Genomic DNA, 16,115 nt, shown 5'->3' on the forward strand with positions numbered 1-16,115 from the left:
CGCCACGGACCCGTCCGGGCGGGGTCATCCCCTGTGGATCTCCGGCGTGCGGGTCACCAGTGCACGCGGCGGCCCTGGCTCGGCGGGCTCTGCCGGTTGGCCCGGTCGACGGCCGTCACGTAGTAGTGCGCACCCTTGGTGCCCGCCGGGTCGACCCAGCGCACGTTCCGGTCGGCGGGGACGACCGCGACCAGGTTGCGGGCGTCGGTGAAGTCCTCGGGCCTGGCGGGCTTGTCGAGCCGGTAGATCGCGTACTGGAACGGCGTGTCCCTGCCGGTGGCGATGATGTGCAGCTCGGTGCCTCCGTTCACCCGGTGCGCCGAGGCGAGCGCCGGGCGGCGCGGCGCGCGTCCGCCGGCGAGCCTGGGCAGCAGCGGGCCGAGGGCCGGGCGGGTGTAGTGGTCGGTCACGGTGGTGGTGACCGAGCCGAGCCGGTCGTCGCGGACGTCGGCGGAGTTGTACCAGATGTCGCCGCCGACCTCGGGGTGGTTCCGGTTCAGGGTCAGGTGGTCGGTGAGCTCGCTCGGCCGGAGCCACTCGGCGGACTGCCCGGCGGCCCCCGCCTTGTAGGCGGCCTGACCGATCCAGAGCTGCGTGCCGGTGCCCGCCGCCACGTCGGACCACCAGGGGACCAGCTTGGCGTAGTCGGCGTTCGACTGGCCGATGTACCAGTAGATCTGCGGCGCGATGTAGTCCAGCCAGCCCTTCTTGACCCAGCCCCGGGTGTCGGCGTGCAGGCTGTCATAGGACTGGCCGCCGCTCGTCTCCGAGCCGAGGGGGTCGGTGGCCTTGTTGCGCCAGATGCCGGAGGGGCTGATGCCCCAGGCGATCTCGGGCTTGGCCTGCCGTACCCGCTGCTGCATCTCCTGTACGAGCAGGTCCACGTTGTTACGCCGCCAGGCCGCGAGGCCGGGGAAGCCCTGACCGTACTGGGCGAAGGCCGCGCTGTCGTCGAAGGCGGTGGTGTTGACCGGGTAGAAGTAGTCGTCGAAGTGCAGGCCGTCGATGTCGTACCTGCTCACCGCGTCCATCATCGCGTCCTGCACGAACGCGCGCACCTCGGGCATGCCCGGGTTGTAGTAGAGCTTGCCGCCGTAAGGGATGATCCAGTCGGGGTGCTTGCGTCCCGGGTGGTCCGGGTGCAGCTTGGCCGGGTCGGGCTGCATCGACACGCGGTAGGGGTTGAACCACGCGTGGAAGGCCAGCCCGCGCTTGTGCGTCTCCTCGACCAGGAAGGCCAGCGGGTCGTAGCCGGGGTCCTGCCCCTGGGTTCCGGTCAGATACTGCGACCAGGGCTCGAACGGCGAGGGCCAGAAGGCGTCGGCGGTCGGCCGGATCTGCACGAACACCGCGTTCAGCTTGCGGGCCTGTGCCAGGTCGAGCCAGGCGAGGTACTCGGCCTTCTGCTGGTCGGCGGTCAGCCCCGTCTTCGACGGCCAGTTGATGTTGACGACCGAGGCGATCCACATGCCGCGCATCTGGCGCAGCGACGGTGCGTATCCGGCGGGGGCCAGGGAGGAGGCGAAGGCCGGCAGGGGTACCGCAGTCGCCGCGGCGGCGAGGGCGAGGCCGCGCAGGACGGTGCGTCGAGTGGGTGAGCTCATACGGACTCCAAGGGGGGTGTTGCACCTCTGACCGTTTCCGGCCGCTTGGGGCCGCGGGGCGACGGAGCCGCGGGCCGGATGCCGTCAAGCGCATGGAGCCGGTCAGGAGAGGTCACGGGGGTCTCGACGGCGAGAATGGCAGAAATTTACTTTCGAAGCAATGATGATGAAAGAAAGTGTCATTGATGTGTAACCTGCCCGAAGACGTCCCCGGCGAGAAGGTGCCACCCATGTCCCACAGCAGCCCTCATCTGGCCCGGCTGGCCATGACCGTGCTTCAGCCCGGATTCGACGGCACCGCGCCGCCCGACTGGCTGCGCCGGGCACTGGCCGACGGCCTCGGCGGCGCCGTGCTGTTCGCCCGCAACCTCACGGACCGGGCGCAGACGGCCGAGCTCGTCGCCGGGCTGCGGCGGGAGAACCCCGCCGTGGTGGTCGCGGTGGACGAGGAGGGCGGGGCGGTCACCCGGCTGGAGGCCAGGACCGGTAGTTCCTGGCCGGGCAACCGGGCGCTCGGCGTGGCCGACGACACCGGCCGGACCGAGCGGGTCGCCCGCGAGATCGGTCTTCTCCTCGCCGCCGCCGACATCACCCTGGACTACGCCCCCGTGGTGGACGTCAACGCCAACCCGGCCAACCCGGTGATCGGCATCCGCTCCTTCGGCCCCGGCCCCGAGCTCGTCTCCCGGCAGAGCGTGGCCTGGATCGCGGGCCTGCAGAGCACCGGGGTGGCGGCCTGCGCCAAGCACTTCCCCGGCCACGGCGACACCGTCACCGACTCCCATCACGCCCTGCCGACCGTGCACGCCTCCCTGGACCTCCTCCGGGAGCGCGACCTGCCGCCGTTCCACGCGGCGGTGCGGGCCGGCGTCCAGGCCGTGATGTGCGGCCACCTGCTGGTGCCCTCGCTCGATCCCGGCAACCCGGCCACGCTGAGCAGGCGGATCCTGACCGGCCTGCTCCGCGAGGAGATGGGTTTCGACGGGCTGCTGGTCACCGACGCGATCGAGATGGGCGCCGTCGCCGCGCTGCACCCGCCGGGCGAGATCGCCGTCCGCGCGCTGGCCGCGGGGGTGGACGCGATCTGCGTCGGCACGTCCTCCCCGGACGGGGGGAGCGTCTACGCGCTGCGCGACGCGATCGTGGCGGCCGTGCGGGAGGGGAGGCTGTCCGAGGAACGCCTCGCCCAGGCGGCGGCACGCGTGCTCGCCCTGGCCGCCTGGCACGCGGAGAACCCCGCGCGGAGGGCGGAGGCACCGCGGGACACCGTCGAGGGCGCGGATCTCGGCATGGAGGCCGCCCGCGCCGCCATGCGCGTGGTCGTCGCGGCCGATCGCACGGCGTCCCCTTCCGGGCAGGAGCAGGACACCCGGCCCGTGGGGAACGCCCCGCACACCCCCGCGGTCTCGCGGCCGCCACTGGTCGTCGACATCGCCCCGCGACTGAACCTGGCGATCGATCCCGGCGTCCCCACCGGTCTGATCGGCGCCCTGACCGAGCTGCTGCCGGGCACCGTCGGGCAGACCGTCACCGCCGAGACGGCCAAGCTTCCCGACATCCCCGAGGACGGACGTCCGCTCGTCCTGGTGGTGCACGACGCCCCCCGCCACCCGTGGGTCCAGGACCTGCTGGCACAGGCCGTACGGCTGCGCCCCGACGCGATCGTGGTCGAGACCGGACTGCCGGGCGAGCCCACCGGGGCGGTCTACATCGCCACACACGGTATTTCACGGGTTTCGGCCCGCGCTGCCGCACTATGGCTGGTCGGCGGCCAATAGGCTTTCTCACGACAGAAGAGGTACGCATGAACGATCACGATGGCCCCACCCCCGTGAACCTGGTGGCCACGGTGAGGGCGGTCCTGCCCTCGCTCACCCCCGCAGCGCAGGCCATCGCCCGCCTCATCCTCGACGACCCGGCGATGGTGGCCCGCAGCACCATCACCGATTTCAGCGCGGTCTCCGGGACGAGCGAGGCCACGATCGTGCGCACCGCCAGGGCGCTGGGCTTCGCCGGTTACTCCCAGCTGCGGTTCGCCCTGGCCGCGGCGGTGGCCCGGGAGGAGCCCGAGCGGCTCGTCCCCGGCGACCTGGGACCCGACGACCCGCTCACCGACGTGATCGCGAAGGTGACCCGGGCCGAGTCCGAGGCGCTGGCCGACACCGCGGCCCAGCTCAACCCCGACCGGCTGGGCGCCGTGGTGGAGGCCATGACCGCCGCCCGCCGGGTGGACGTCTACGGGGTCGGCGCCTCCGGCCTCGTGGCGGTCGACATGGCGCAGAAGCTGATGCGGATCGGCCGGTCCAGCCACGCCTTCACCGACGCGCACATGGCGCTGACCAGCGCGGCGCTGGCCGCTCAGGGCGACGTCACGGTCGGGGTGAGCTGCACCGGCGAGACCCCCGACGTGCTCGCGCCCATGCACCTCGCGCGTGAGGGGGGCGCGACCACGGTGGCGATCACCAACAATCCGCGCTCCTCGCTGGCCGAGCTCGCCGACCACGTCCTGGTCTCGGCCGGCCGGGAGACCGCGTTCCGCCCCGGCGCGCTGGCCAGCCGGATCAGTCAGCTCCTGATCGTGGACTGCATCTTCGTCGGCATCGCCCAACGCACGTTCGAGACCTCGGACGCGGCGCTGCGGGCCACCCGGGGCGCGCTCGACGCGTTCATGGCCGACACCCGCCGCCGGAACAAGTAACCACCTCGGAGTAAGGCCCTGGACGGAACCCCAGGCCCGTCAGGGGCGGGCCCGGGCCGGTCGAAGAGCAGGGCTGCCGTCCCGTCGTTCATGCCGTGGCTCCGCCCCCGAACGTCCGTCACCCGATATCGAACCTCCGTCCGGAGACATACATGACGGGGCATGAGATATCGGGTTCTCGCCTCTGTTGCTCCTGGCCACCGTCTTCTACCGGCGGGGACAACCAGGCACCAGGAGGCGTGAAGCGTTGCCGGTTAACGAGATCTTCACGCGCCGTTCGACGCGATCCGGCCCGGCACTCCGCCGCCCCCCGCGCAATCATCCCAGCTCACCAGGTGCCTGCCGGGGGCAGCGACAAGATCCACCAAAGCGGATCTGACAAATCGACAACCCTTTACATTTCCCTATTTGTCAGGAGTTGCCACTCTCCATCTGTCTCGCCACCCCGTCCGCGACCAGGACATCCCTGGCCGGAGCCCCGAGATAGAAGGAGAAGGCTCGTGACCCGAGTCCTCAACGCCGCCCTCGCCACGGTAGCCGCACTCGCCTTATCACTCACCTTCACCACCGGCACCGCCGAGGCCACCCCGGCCGGCACCCCCTCCTCGGCCACGCCCCCGTCCCAGGCCGGGCCCACCGCGGCGGCCCCGAGCAAGGTGTTCGCCATCACCGACCGCCTCGCCGGCCAGGTCGCCGCCGCTCTGGCCGATCGGGCCGTCCGGGACCGCACCGTGTCGGCGACCGCGTCCGGGCCGGCCGACGTGCTGACGCTTGAGCCCGGCACAGGTCTCGGTAAGGCCGCGCGCACCGCCAACCTGGCCGCGCTGGCGGCCAAGGGACTCCCCGCGACCGGCGGCTCGGTGCTGCAGGTGCGGCTGGCGCACCCGGACATGCGCGCGGCTCTGGCGCGTGGCGAGGTGCCCCTGGTCGCGGCGGCACCCAGCGACGACGAACCGACCGCGGTAACCGCATACGACCCGCTCGGCGGGAAGGTCCTGCTTGACCCGGTCAAGGTGCCCCGGAGGCCCGTTCTCGTGGTGGAGGTCGACGTCGCCAAGGCCCTGCCGATGGGACTGAAGGTCATGCGGGACGCACTGGCCGCCCGCGGCGTCGTGGACGCGGAGCCCGCCACGACCCTGGCGGCCGGCGGGTACTGGGCCACCAAGGTCAACGCCATCCGGCTGTCCGACGACAAGGAGCCCTGGGTCAAGGGCGCCGCCGAGATTTACAGCGTCGTCGGCGGCTTCGGCCTCGACGGCACACCCACCGTCAACATCGTGCAGATGCCCTACCTCGACGACGACGGCACCACCTACTACCCCAACCAACTCCTCGTGCACTTCTCGGCCTACAAGTACAACCTGGCCGACGTCGTCATGATGGAGGACGACGGCGACACCAACTACCAGCAACTTGCCCAGGCCATCGCCACCGCGCTGCTCACGATCGTGGACGGCGGCGCCTACACCCCGCTGGTCAGCGCGATCATCTCCGCCATCCCGACCTCATGGTGGACCGACGACCCGGACTACGTCGACTCCTGGTACACGCTGTCCACCACCAGCAGTGGTCGCCTCTACGGTGCCGCCGCCAATGGCTGGATCGACGTGGCTCCCTACTGGGTGTCCGCGCTCTAACCGACGGCCGCTTCTTCCGGACGCACCGGGACGGGCAGCCGGCGATCAGTCCCTGTCTCTCCCGGAGCTTCCAGGAGAGACAGGGACTGATCATTACAAGACCCGCGTAACTACACGATCGGGGATGTGAAGGCCGGACGGCAGGTGCGAACTTGGCGGATCCGACCGCCGGCCGCGGTCACCTGAGCAGGTACCGGAGTCCAGCTACCGCCCCAAGGACCGGCTCGCTGCCGTCGATACCCACGCCACCGCGCGACTCCGGACGACTGGTCGAGCGGCCGGCTCATCTCGCCGCTTGACTGCGGCGGTCAATGATCGTTGTCACCGCGATCTCGAATCCAGAACCGGCGGTCAACCCCAGAAGCTATACTCCGCCAGTTGCCGACTGAGGAGCGGGAAAAGATGCGGGACGCGGTAGTTGGCCCTGATGGTTCGCGGATCCGATGGGTAGAAATCGCCGGCTCCGGACCGGTCCGGGTGTGCGTCCACGGAGCTGGGGCGCAGGCGGCGGCGTACTTCACCCACACGATGACCCTGCCGCCCCTGGCGGGTCGACGCACATTGATGATGGACCTGCTGGGCTTCGGGCTCAGTGACCGTCCGGCGAACTTCAGCTACCGACTTGACGATCACGCCGACGCGCTTGCCCGGGCGCTGGACAGCGCCGGCATCAGCGACGCCGAGGTCATCGGCCACAGCATGGGCGGCGCCGTCACGATCGCACTGGCAAGCCGACGACCGGACCTGGTGTCCCGGCTGATCCTGGCCGAGGCCACCCTCGACCCAGTGCCCCCACCTGCGCCGGGTAACGTCGGTATCACCAGCTTCACCGAGGCCGAGTTCACCACCGGCGGGATGGCCCAGATCCTGGACCAGGTCGGACCATTGTGGGCCGCGACTATGCGCCTTGCCGATCCCACAGCGCTGCACCGCAGCGCGTTCGGACTACGCGCCGGAACCAGCCCGACCGCCCGGAAGCTACTGATGGCGCTGCCAATCCCGCGGACGTTCCTGGTTGGGGCGCTGTCCCAGCCGCTAACCGGAAGATCGGAACTGGAAGCCGCCGGTGTACGGGTCGTAACCATCCCGGATGCCGGTCACAACATCATGCTCGACAACCCACAGGCATTCGCAGAACAAGTCGCCCACCGCTGACTCGAACATGGTGACAACACACACCGGGAAGGTCCCAAACAGCGGGTCAGACTGCGCGACGCCGTCGTATCGGCGAACGTGGAACTACGGGAACGCGAGCTGACCAAACTCGCCGCGCTGGCCGCGGCGATGGCGGAGGCGCTGCGCGGCCGCGGGGTCTCCGAGCCGGCCGCGAGCCTGACGGCCGAAACGGGAATCGCCGTGTTCAAGGTCGCCTTCGCGCGCCGGGTCGGGGAGCCGGGGCAGCCGGACCTGCCCGGGATCCTCCATACGCTGACGGAGGAGCTGAGGAACGTGTTCACCGAACGCGCACCCGTCTGACCACGACCTTTGAACCCTCACCGCACCGCGGCGACAGGCTCCGCCAGCTACGGCCAGCCCCGACACGGGCGGCAGCCGGGCAGGACGTCGGCTATGTCAACGGCACCTGACCACTGCCGAGCGCGAGAGGTTCCCGCGGCCTTCGGCTTCACCAGCGTCAGCATCACCCCTACCGCCGACGCTGGCGGCGGCGTGAGCCGGCCTCCGAGAATGATCGGTCCGGGTTCTGGCGCTAGAGGCGATCTCGACGACGGTTCGGTGACAGCGGCTGCCGGCGTTGGTTGAGGGCCTTAGAGGGGTCGGCGCGGGACTCCCGAGGCCTGACAATCACCGACCGCGGGCAAGATCTTCGCGGCTCTTGGGCTCCACAACCTTGGCCCGTAAGCTCGGAGCTGCCTCCACCAGGGGCGCGGAGAAGGAGCGGTCCATCATCACCCCAACCAGCTTCGCGGAATCGCTGCGTCAGTATCGGCACGCGGCACGTCTCACGCTGGAACAGCTCGCCGAAGCATCCGGGGTCAGTGCCCGGACCTTGTCGGACATGGAGCGCGGACGCAGCACAGGACCTCAGCACCGGACCGTCACCGCTTTGGCGCAGGCGCTCTCGCTTGGGGAGGACGACCGTAAGCAGTTCATCGACCTGGCCAGAGACGGTCGGCTGCGGGATCACTGGACGCGTCCGACCGGTCTGTGTGAGCTGCCGCGATCGGTTGACGACTTCACCGGCCGTGCCACCGAGCTGGCCTGGACCGACGACTTCGTGCGCGCCGGCGATGCGCCGGGTGCCGCCGGCGTCGCGCTCATCACCGGCGCGGCGGGTCTGGGCAAGACCACGTTCGCCGTGCGCGCCGCCCATGTCCTGCGGCCGAGCTTCCCGGACGGGGTGCTCTTCGTCGACCTGTTCGGCATGTCCCCCCGGCCCCTCACCGTCGATGACGCCCTGATGCACCTGCTGCGCGCGCTCGGCACCGCAGATCGGCTGATGCCCCACGACCTGCTGGAGCGCGCGTCGTTATACCGGTCGCTGTTACGGCAGCGGCGGGTCCTGGTCGTGCTCGACAACGCCGGGTCGGAAGAGCAGATACGCCCGATCCTCCCCGGTGGCGGCCCCAGCAGAGCACTCGTGACCAGCCGGCGGCTGCTGGCCGGTCTGGAGGGGGTGCACAGGCTGAGTCTCGGCCCGCTGCCGCCGGTGGAAGCGGCTGAGCTGCTGACCGGGATTGTGGCGAAGCGTGGTTCCTCGGACGGCGGAGCGGCGATCAGCGAGCTTGCCCAGTTCTGTAGCGGTCTACCCCTAGCCTTGCGGATCGTCGGGAATCGGCTGGTTAGCCGGCCTGCCTGGCCAGCCGCCGAATTCGCCGACCGGCTGGCGGACAAGGAGCGGCGCCTCGATCAGCTCAGAGCCGGCGACCTCAAGGTCGCGACCGCGTTTGGGATGTCCTATGAGCAGCTCGCGGTGCTCGCGCGGCGGGTCTTCCGCAGGCTTTCCCTCGTGCCCGGCCGGGACTTCGACGCCGACCTCGCCGACCTGTCCTCCCCGGAGGAGGCCGGCCACTGGCTGCGCGTGAATGTGGACAACTGGCTGGGTGCGTTGCGGACGGCAGCGAGCGGCGGCCGGCACTCCGCCGTCCTCGACTGCGCCGAGTCGATGTACTGGTTCTCCGACCGGTGGATGCACGCGCCGCACTGGCACGAGGTCTTCACCCTCGGTGCCGAGGCCGCCGCTGCCCTGGGCGATCCGGCCCGGCAGGCCACGCAGCTGAACTCGCTGGCCTGGGTCCATCTGGTGCCGCGAGACGACCCGGAGACCACACTGCGGTACACAGCCCAGGCGATGGACCTCGCCACCCGCAGTGGCGCCACGGCGCAGATTGCCTGGGCCCACCACAACACGGGAGGCGCGCTTCGAAGGCTCGGACGGCTCGATGAGGCCACTGCGTCGGAAACCCAGGCCGCGGAGATGTTCAAGGCCAACGGCGACATCGATGCGTACTGCCAGTGTCTCGGCGCCCTCGGCACCTGCCTTCGCGACGCCGGACACTACGCCGAGGCACTGGAGCAGTACCTCGACTTGTGGGCCCTGCTGAACGACGACCGGTCGGGGATGACGCCGAGCATCGCGGCGTTCACCCGCCCGATCGCGCTTGCTCGCGTCGGCGAATGTCTGGGATTGCTCGGCCACCGGACCGAAGCGATCATCAAGCTCACCGAGGCGATCAGCCTCATGGAGCAGGCTCAGTTGCCCGTCCCGCAGGCCCGCTCCCTGGAGACACTGGCGGCCTTGCTAGCCGACGAGGGCCGGACCGGCGAAAGCCGCCAAGCCTACGCACGTGCGGCCGAGGTGTTCGAGGCGATCGGCGACACGGAGGCGGCCGGCCGCTGCCGCGACCTGGCGACCGCTCCGCACTGAGCTGCCGAGTGCCGGTTTCCGCAGTACTTCTGCGTGCTGTTCTGCATGGTTCGTGATCTTCCACGCGACTTGAATGGGGGCACATCGGACAGGCATCGGGCCTGTCCAATCCGGGTAAGGAGCGACCATGACGACCATCCGGAACATCGTGCTGGTGCACGGCGGCTTCGTGGACGGGTCCGGCTGGCAGGGCATCTACGACGACCTGGCCAAGGACGGCTTCCACGTCCGGATCGTGCAGAACCCGACGCTGTCGCTGGAGGGTGACGTCGCCGCGACCCGCCAGGTCCTGGATGCGCTCGACGGCCCGGCCGTCCTCGTCGGCCACTCCTACGGCGGGGCCGTCATCAGTGAGGCCGGCACCCACCCCAACGTGGCCGCGCTCGCGTACATCGCCGCGTTCGCCCCCGACAAGGGCGAGTCGGTCAGCACGCTCATCGCCGACCCGCCGCCCGGGGCGCCGGTACCGCCGATCCTGCCCCCGCGCGACGGCTTCCTGTTCCTCGACCGTGACAGGTTCCACGGCGCGTTCGCCGCCGACCTGCCCGCGCGGCTGGCCGCGTTCATGGCCGACGCGCAGGTCCCCTGGGGCGTGGACGCCCTCGGCGGGGCGGTCACCGAGCCGGCCTGGCGGCACAAGCCCAGCTGGTACCTCGTGGCCACCGAGGATCACATGATCCCGCCGCCCGCCCAGCGCGCCATGGCCGAACGCGCCGGAGCGTTCGTCGTCGAAGCCGTCGGCAGCCACGCCGTCTACGTCTCCCAGCCCGCCACGGTCGCCAACCTCATCCGCCAGGCCGCAGCCTGATGGCAGCTGTCACGAGCGAGGTGCTCGCGCAGGTCGCGGCGGGACCGTCCAACCGCGGCCGGCGAGGCCCGGCTGACGATCACCGGCCGGACATTACAAGGGGTGCGGTGTGAGCATCGTTCTCGTGGCAATGCCCGCCCTCATAGGACGAGACTCCGAACTGCGCGACCTGTTGACGCTGCTGGATGGCGCGAAGGACGGTGGCGGCGCGCTCGTGTTGAGCGGCGCGGCGGGCGTCGGCAAGTCAGCGTTGCTCGAGGCCGCCATGGCCGAGGCCACGGCCAGGGGCGCGCGCGTGCTGACCGTGACCGGCGTATCCGCCGAAGGCCAGGTCCCCTACGAGGGTCTGCGCAGGCTGCTCGCGGGAACCGGGCTCGTGCCCGGCGACCTCGACGGCGGGCCACTGCGCGCCGCGATGTCCGTGCTGCATCGGTTGTCCGCGCTGGCGGGAGACTCGCCTGTGATACTCGCCGTCGAGGACGCGCACTGGCTGGACGAGCCGAGCTGGGAGGCGCTCGCGTTCGTCGGCCGCCGGTTGCGCTCGGACGCTGTCATATTCCTGACGACCCTGCGCGACGACGCCGACGCGCAGGCCAGGCTCGCCGCGTCGGGCCTGCCCGCGCTGACGGTGCCGCCGCTGACCGATCAAGCGGCGGCGGAACTGCTGGCGCGGGTCGCGCCAGACCTGGGCATCGCGCTGCGCGCCCGCGTGCTGGCGGAGGCGGCGGGCAACCCGCTCGCACTGATGGAGTTCGCCGCGATGGCGTCCCGGCACGACCAGGAGATGCTCGCGTCGAGCAGGCTGCCTCTGACTGAGCGGCTGGAGCGCGCGTTCGCCCAGGCGCTTGCCGCGCTACCCGCCGACACCAGAACCCTGGCGCTCGTCGCCGCCCTCAACGAGGACGACGCGATCGAGGAGAACACGCGGGCCGCGTCCCTGCTGGCGGGCACGCCGATCGGGGCGTCCGCGCTGGCCCCCGCTACCCGGGCAGGGCTGGTCGTGACCGACGCCGCGCGCGTCAGGTTCCGGCACCCGCTGATCAGGTCGGCGATCGTCCAGGCGGCCGGGGCCGACCTGTTACGCGAGGCACACGCCGCGCTCGCCGCCGCCCTGCCCGATGACGACGACCGCAGGATCTGGCACCGAGCGGCCGCCGCGGCGTCCTATGACGACAACGTCGCCGCCGGGCTCGCCGCCGCCGCGCTGCGCGCCGAAGGCAGGGGCGCGTCGGGGCGTGCGCTGGAAGCTCAGGAGCGCGCCGCCTACCTCACCGCGGACCCGGCCCTCCGGGGTGCGCGGCTGGTCGACGCGGCCATCATGGCCTTCGGCCTCGGCGACCGCGCCGCCCTGGAGCGCCTCGTCGGCCGCGCGGAGGACGCCGATCTCGCTCCGATCGACCGGTCAAGGCTCACCTACTTCCGCGACCTCGCCCTGCATTTCGTGTGGACCGGCGTGGACCGGCTGTCCGATCTCGGCGAGTTCCTCGACGAGATGCGCGCACGTGACGGCTCGGCGTTCGCGCTGCGCTGGCTGGCCGGGGTCAGTATGCGCTGGTACTTTTCCAACCCGACGCGGGAGAGCCGCGCGCCTGTACTCGCCGCGATCGAACGGCTGGCCGTACCCCAGGACGACCCGCAGGTCGTCTCGTCGCTCGCGATGATCACCCCCGTCGAGCGTGGCAGGCAGATACTCGTCCAGCTCGATGCGCTGAGCAGGGCGAGCTGGGTCAGCCCGCACAACCTGCAACTGCTGGGCGGGGCGGCGAACGCGGTCGGGGCGTTCCCGCTGGGCGCCCGGCTGTACGCGGAGGCGAGCGCGGGGATGCGGGCGCGGGGGCCGTTCGGGTCGCTCGCGCATTCGCTCGTCGGGCAGGCGACGTCAGCGGCACGGCTCGGCGACACCCGGCTCGGGAGCATCGCCGCCGCCGAGGCCAGGGCGCTGGCCTCGGAGACCAGGCAGCCGCAGTGGGTGCTCACCGTGGACGCCGCATCGGCCGAGATCCACGCGTTGCGCGGCGCGACGGACGTCGCGCGCGATCTCGCCGGGCAGGTAGAACGGGCGTTCCTGTCGGCGGGCGCGTACCCGATGCTGTCCCTGGTGCAGCTCGCGCGGGGGGCCGCCGGGCTGGCGGACGGGACCTTCGACGCGGCCTGGGACGCGCTGCGCCCGATCTTCAACCCGAGCGAGGTCAGCTACCACCAGTACGTGCGGCTGTGGGCGCTGCCGCATCTGGCGGAGGCGGCGCTACTCAGCGGACGGCAAGCGGAGCTGCGCGGGGTCGCCGACGAGTTGGCCCCGCTGATCGAGGAGAGCGGGTCACCGGTCGGGCAGGTCGCCCTCGCCTACGTCAGAGCCGTCACCGCGCCCGACGAGAGCGCCGAGGAGCTGTTCACGCAGGCGCTCCGTGACGACCTGGTCGGCTGGCCGTTCGAACGGGCGCGACTGCGGTACGCGTGGGGCGCGTGGCTGCGCCGCCAGCGTCGCGCCGCCGAGGCCAGGGCGCCGCTGCGCGCGGCGGCCGAGGCGTTCGACGCCCTCGGTGCGGTGCCCTGGTCGGAGCGTGCGCTGCGCGAGCTGCGCGCGAGCGGCGAGCGAATCCGCCGCAAGCACGACACCCGCGACCGGCTCACCGCCCAAGAGCTCCAGATCGCGCAACTCGTCGCGGACGGCCTGACCAACCGCGACATCGGCCAGCGGCTGTTCGTCTCGCCCCGCACGGTCAGCACGCACCTGTCGCGCATCTTCCCCAAGCTCGGCATCACCACGCGCGGCGAGCTGAGCCGTCTCATGACCGCGCGGGAGGGCGATTACATCATTTGACGTACGCGAAGCCAGGCGCCCGATTCCTACCGTGAGAAGCGCTCCACCATCCCTTCTCCCTTCGCAGAGGAGCGACATGATCCGCAACATCGTGCTCGTCCACGGCGGCTTCGTCGACGGCTCCGGCTGGCAGGCCGTCTACGACCTGCTCGTCGCCGACGGCTTCCGAGTGTCGGTCGTGCAGAACCCGACGCTGTCGCTCGACGGTGACGTCGCCGCGACCCGCCAGGTCCTGGACTCGCTCGACGGCCCCGCCGTACTCGTGGGCCACTCCTACGGCGGCGTCGTCATCAGCGAGGCCGGCACCCACCCCAACGTCGCGGCACTCGCGTACATCGCCGCGTTCGCCCCCGACAAGGGCGAGTCGGTCAACACGCTCATCGCCGACCCGCCGCCCGGGGCGCCCGTCCCGCCGATCCTGCCCCCGGTGAACGGATTCCTCCTCCTCGACCGGGACAAGTTCGCCACGTCGTTCGCGGGGGACCTGCCCGCCGACCAGGCGGCGTTCATGGCCGACTCGCAGGTCCCCTGGGGCGTGGACGCCCTCGGCGGCGCGGTCACCGAACCCGCGTGGCGCACCAAGCCGTCCTGGTACCTGGTGGCGACCGACGACCGGATGATCCCGCCGCCCGCCCAGCACGCCATGGCACAGCGCGCCGGGGCGACCGTCGCGGAGACGCCGGGCAGCCACTCGGTCTACCTGTCGCAGCCCGCCGCGGCCGCCGACCTCATCCGCCAGGCCGCCGCCTGACGACCCGCCTGGCGCACCAATGGCGGCGCTCGACCTGCGAGGCCGTGTCGTACAGGTCGAGCGCCGTTACCGGGGTCCACAGCTTTCCCCACCGACTCCCACTGGAGACAGACATGCACGCTCGTTCCGCCTTGCCGCGCCGTATGGTGCTCGCCGTCGCTGCCGGCGGCCTGGCCGCCGCGCTCCTCACCGTGCCGTCCGCGTCCGCGGCCGCCGCGCACGATGAGGCCTCCGCTACGGCCAAGCCCACGATCGTCTTGGTGCACGGCGGGTTCGCCGACGCCTCCGGCTGGAACGGCGTGATCCCCAGGCTCCAGGAGAAGGGCTATCCGGTCGTGGCGCCGGCCAACCCGCTGCGCGGCCTGCCGACCGACGCGCCGTACATCGCCAGCGTCCTGAAGTCGATCGAAGGGCCGATCGTGCTGGTCGGTCATTCGTACGGCGGAGCCGTGATCACGAACGCCGCCGTCGGGATCTCCAACGTCAAGGCGCTGGTCTACGTCGCCGGCATGGTGCCCGACGAGGGCGAGACCCTCGCCGAGCTGTTCGCGAAGTACCCCACCAGCCAGATCCCCGACAGCATCCGGGAGGTGCCTTTCACCAACGCGGACGGCAGCACCGGCATCGATCTGTACCTCAAGCCGGACAAGTTCCGCAGCACCTTCGCCGCCGACCTGCCCGCCTCCACCACCCGTCTCATGCAGGCCGGCCAGCGTCCGTTCGCCGCCTCTTCCTACACCGACAAGACCAAGGGCGCCGCCTGGCGCACCATCCCCTCCTGGGCAGTGATGTCCACCCAGGACAAGGCCATCCCGCCCGCGCTCCAGCGCTTCTTCTTCAAGCGCGCCCGCGCTCGCATCACCGAGGTGGCCACCTCGCACGTCCCGATGATCAGCCAGCCGAGCGTGGTGACCCGCGTCATCCAAGAGGCTGCTCGTGCCGTCGACTGAATGGGTGGAGACCGTGCGCGGACGGGTGCCCGTCGCCGAACTGAAGACGGTCCTGATGCACGAGCACGTGTTCGTGACGACGCCGGAGATCCAGCTCAACTACCCGCACCTGTGGCAGGAGGACGAGCGGATCGCCGAGGCGGTGAGCAAGCTCACGGCGTTGAAGCAGGTCGGTGTGGACACGATCGCCGACCCGACGGTGATCGGCCTGGGCCGCGACGTCGCCCGCATCGCCAAGGTCAACGCCCTGGTCGACATCAACATCATCGTAGCCACCGGGATCTACACCTACGGCGACGTCCCGCACTTCTTCCAGTACCACGGCCCGGGAACGCTGCTCGGCGGTGATGAGCAGATGGTGTCGATGTTCGTCCAGGATCTGACCGAGGGCATCGCCGGAACGCAGGTCAAGGCCGCCTTCCTCAAATGCGCACTGGAAGGGGACCTGACTCCCGGAGTCGAACGCGTACTCCGGGCGGTGGCCGAAACCCACAAACGCACCGGAGCGCCGATCACCGTGCACACCAACCCGGCCAGGCGCACCGGACTGCTGGCGCAGCAGGTCCTGATGGAGGAAGGGGCCGACCTCGGCGCAGTGGTGATCGGGCACAGCGGGGACACCGCAGACCTGGACTACCTGCAGGAACTGATCGACAACGGCTCGTACGTGGGAATGGACCGGTTCGGCCTGGACATCCTGCTGCCCGAGGACAAGCGCGTGGCCACCGTCGCCACGCTCGCCGAGCGGGGGTTGTCCGAGCGGATGATGCTCTCGCACGACGCCTCGTGTCACATCGACTGGTTCCCGCCCGGCGTGCGGGAACAGATCGCACCGAACTGGCACTACACCCACATCCACGGCACCGTTCTCCCCGCACTGCGCCAGGCCGGGGTCACCGACCAGCAGATCGACGTGATGCTGATCGACAACCCGCGCCGCTACCTCACCGCCATCTGAGT

12 protein-coding genes are annotated in these 16,115 nt (G+C 70.9%); 11 read left to right on the forward strand and 1 reads right to left on the reverse strand.

Annotated elements, in window-relative coordinates; genetic code table 11:
- Positions 1-53: 53 nt before the first annotated feature.
- Entirely contained in the window at positions 54-1,604 is a 1,551-nt protein-coding gene (locus FHR32_RS29925; RefSeq protein WP_184757923.1) for a glycoside hydrolase family 10-like protein, read from the reverse strand.
- A 230-nt stretch (positions 1,605-1,834) separates the two neighbouring features.
- Between FHR32_RS29925 and FHR32_RS29930 the strand changes: the two genes are divergently transcribed.
- The 11 genes from FHR32_RS29930 to FHR32_RS29980 all read left to right on the forward strand — a co-directional run bounded on the left by FHR32_RS29930 (position 1,835) and on the right by FHR32_RS29980 (position 16,113).
- The gene (locus FHR32_RS29930) at positions 1,835-3,382 is read left to right on the forward strand and encodes a glycoside hydrolase family 3 protein (protein WP_184757924.1); all 1,548 of its coding nucleotides are present in this window, start codon (positions 1,835-1,837) and stop codon (positions 3,380-3,382) included.
- 26 nt (positions 3,383-3,408) lie between these two features.
- Entirely contained in the window at positions 3,409-4,302 is an 894-nt protein-coding gene (locus FHR32_RS29935) for a MurR/RpiR family transcriptional regulator (RefSeq protein ID WP_184757925.1), read from the forward strand.
- 500 nt (positions 4,303-4,802) lie between these two features.
- Positions 4,803-5,939, forward strand: coding sequence for a DUF3103 family protein (locus FHR32_RS29940; RefSeq protein WP_221466454.1), 1,137 nt, complete (start codon positions 4,803-4,805; stop codon positions 5,937-5,939).
- Positions 5,940-6,317: 378 nt separating this feature from the next.
- Positions 6,318-7,094, forward strand: coding sequence for an alpha/beta fold hydrolase (locus FHR32_RS29945; protein ID WP_246467960.1), 777 nt, complete (start codon positions 6,318-6,320; stop codon positions 7,092-7,094).
- 78 nt (positions 7,095-7,172) lie between these two features.
- Complete coding sequence (locus FHR32_RS29950) at positions 7,173-7,415, forward strand: hypothetical protein (RefSeq protein ID WP_184757927.1); 243 nt, start codon at positions 7,173-7,175, stop codon at positions 7,413-7,415.
- Between the two features lie 373 nt (positions 7,416-7,788).
- Positions 7,789-9,825 carry a tetratricopeptide repeat protein gene (locus tag FHR32_RS29955; RefSeq protein ID WP_184757928.1) on the forward strand — a complete coding sequence of 679 codons (2,037 nt, stop codon included), beginning with the start codon at positions 7,789-7,791 and terminating at the stop codon, positions 9,823-9,825.
- A gap of 127 nt (positions 9,826-9,952) precedes the next feature.
- Complete coding sequence (locus FHR32_RS29960) at positions 9,953-10,633, forward strand: alpha/beta fold hydrolase (protein WP_184757929.1); 681 nt, start codon at positions 9,953-9,955, stop codon at positions 10,631-10,633.
- Positions 10,634-10,742: 109 nt separating this feature from the next.
- Entirely contained in the window at positions 10,743-13,454 is a 2,712-nt protein-coding gene (locus FHR32_RS29965; RefSeq protein ID WP_184757930.1) for a helix-turn-helix transcriptional regulator, read from the forward strand.
- 76 nt (positions 13,455-13,530) lie between these two features.
- Entirely contained in the window at positions 13,531-14,205 is a 675-nt protein-coding gene (locus FHR32_RS29970; protein ID WP_184757931.1) for an alpha/beta fold hydrolase, read from the forward strand.
- A 113-nt stretch (positions 14,206-14,318) separates the two neighbouring features.
- Positions 14,319-15,155, forward strand: coding sequence for an alpha/beta fold hydrolase (locus tag FHR32_RS29975; RefSeq protein WP_221466455.1), 837 nt, complete (start codon positions 14,319-14,321; stop codon positions 15,153-15,155).
- Entirely contained in the window at positions 15,142-16,113 is a 972-nt protein-coding gene (locus tag FHR32_RS29980) for a phosphotriesterase family protein (RefSeq protein WP_312882768.1), read from the forward strand. The genes FHR32_RS29975 and FHR32_RS29980 overlap by 14 nt, the downstream gene beginning before the upstream one ends.
- Positions 16,114-16,115: the final 2 nt, after the last annotated feature.

Origin of the sequence: Streptosporangium album, from assembly GCF_014203795.1 — a bacterium.
In the GTDB taxonomy this organism is placed as follows: domain Bacteria; phylum Actinomycetota; class Actinomycetes; order Streptosporangiales; family Streptosporangiaceae; genus Streptosporangium; species Streptosporangium album.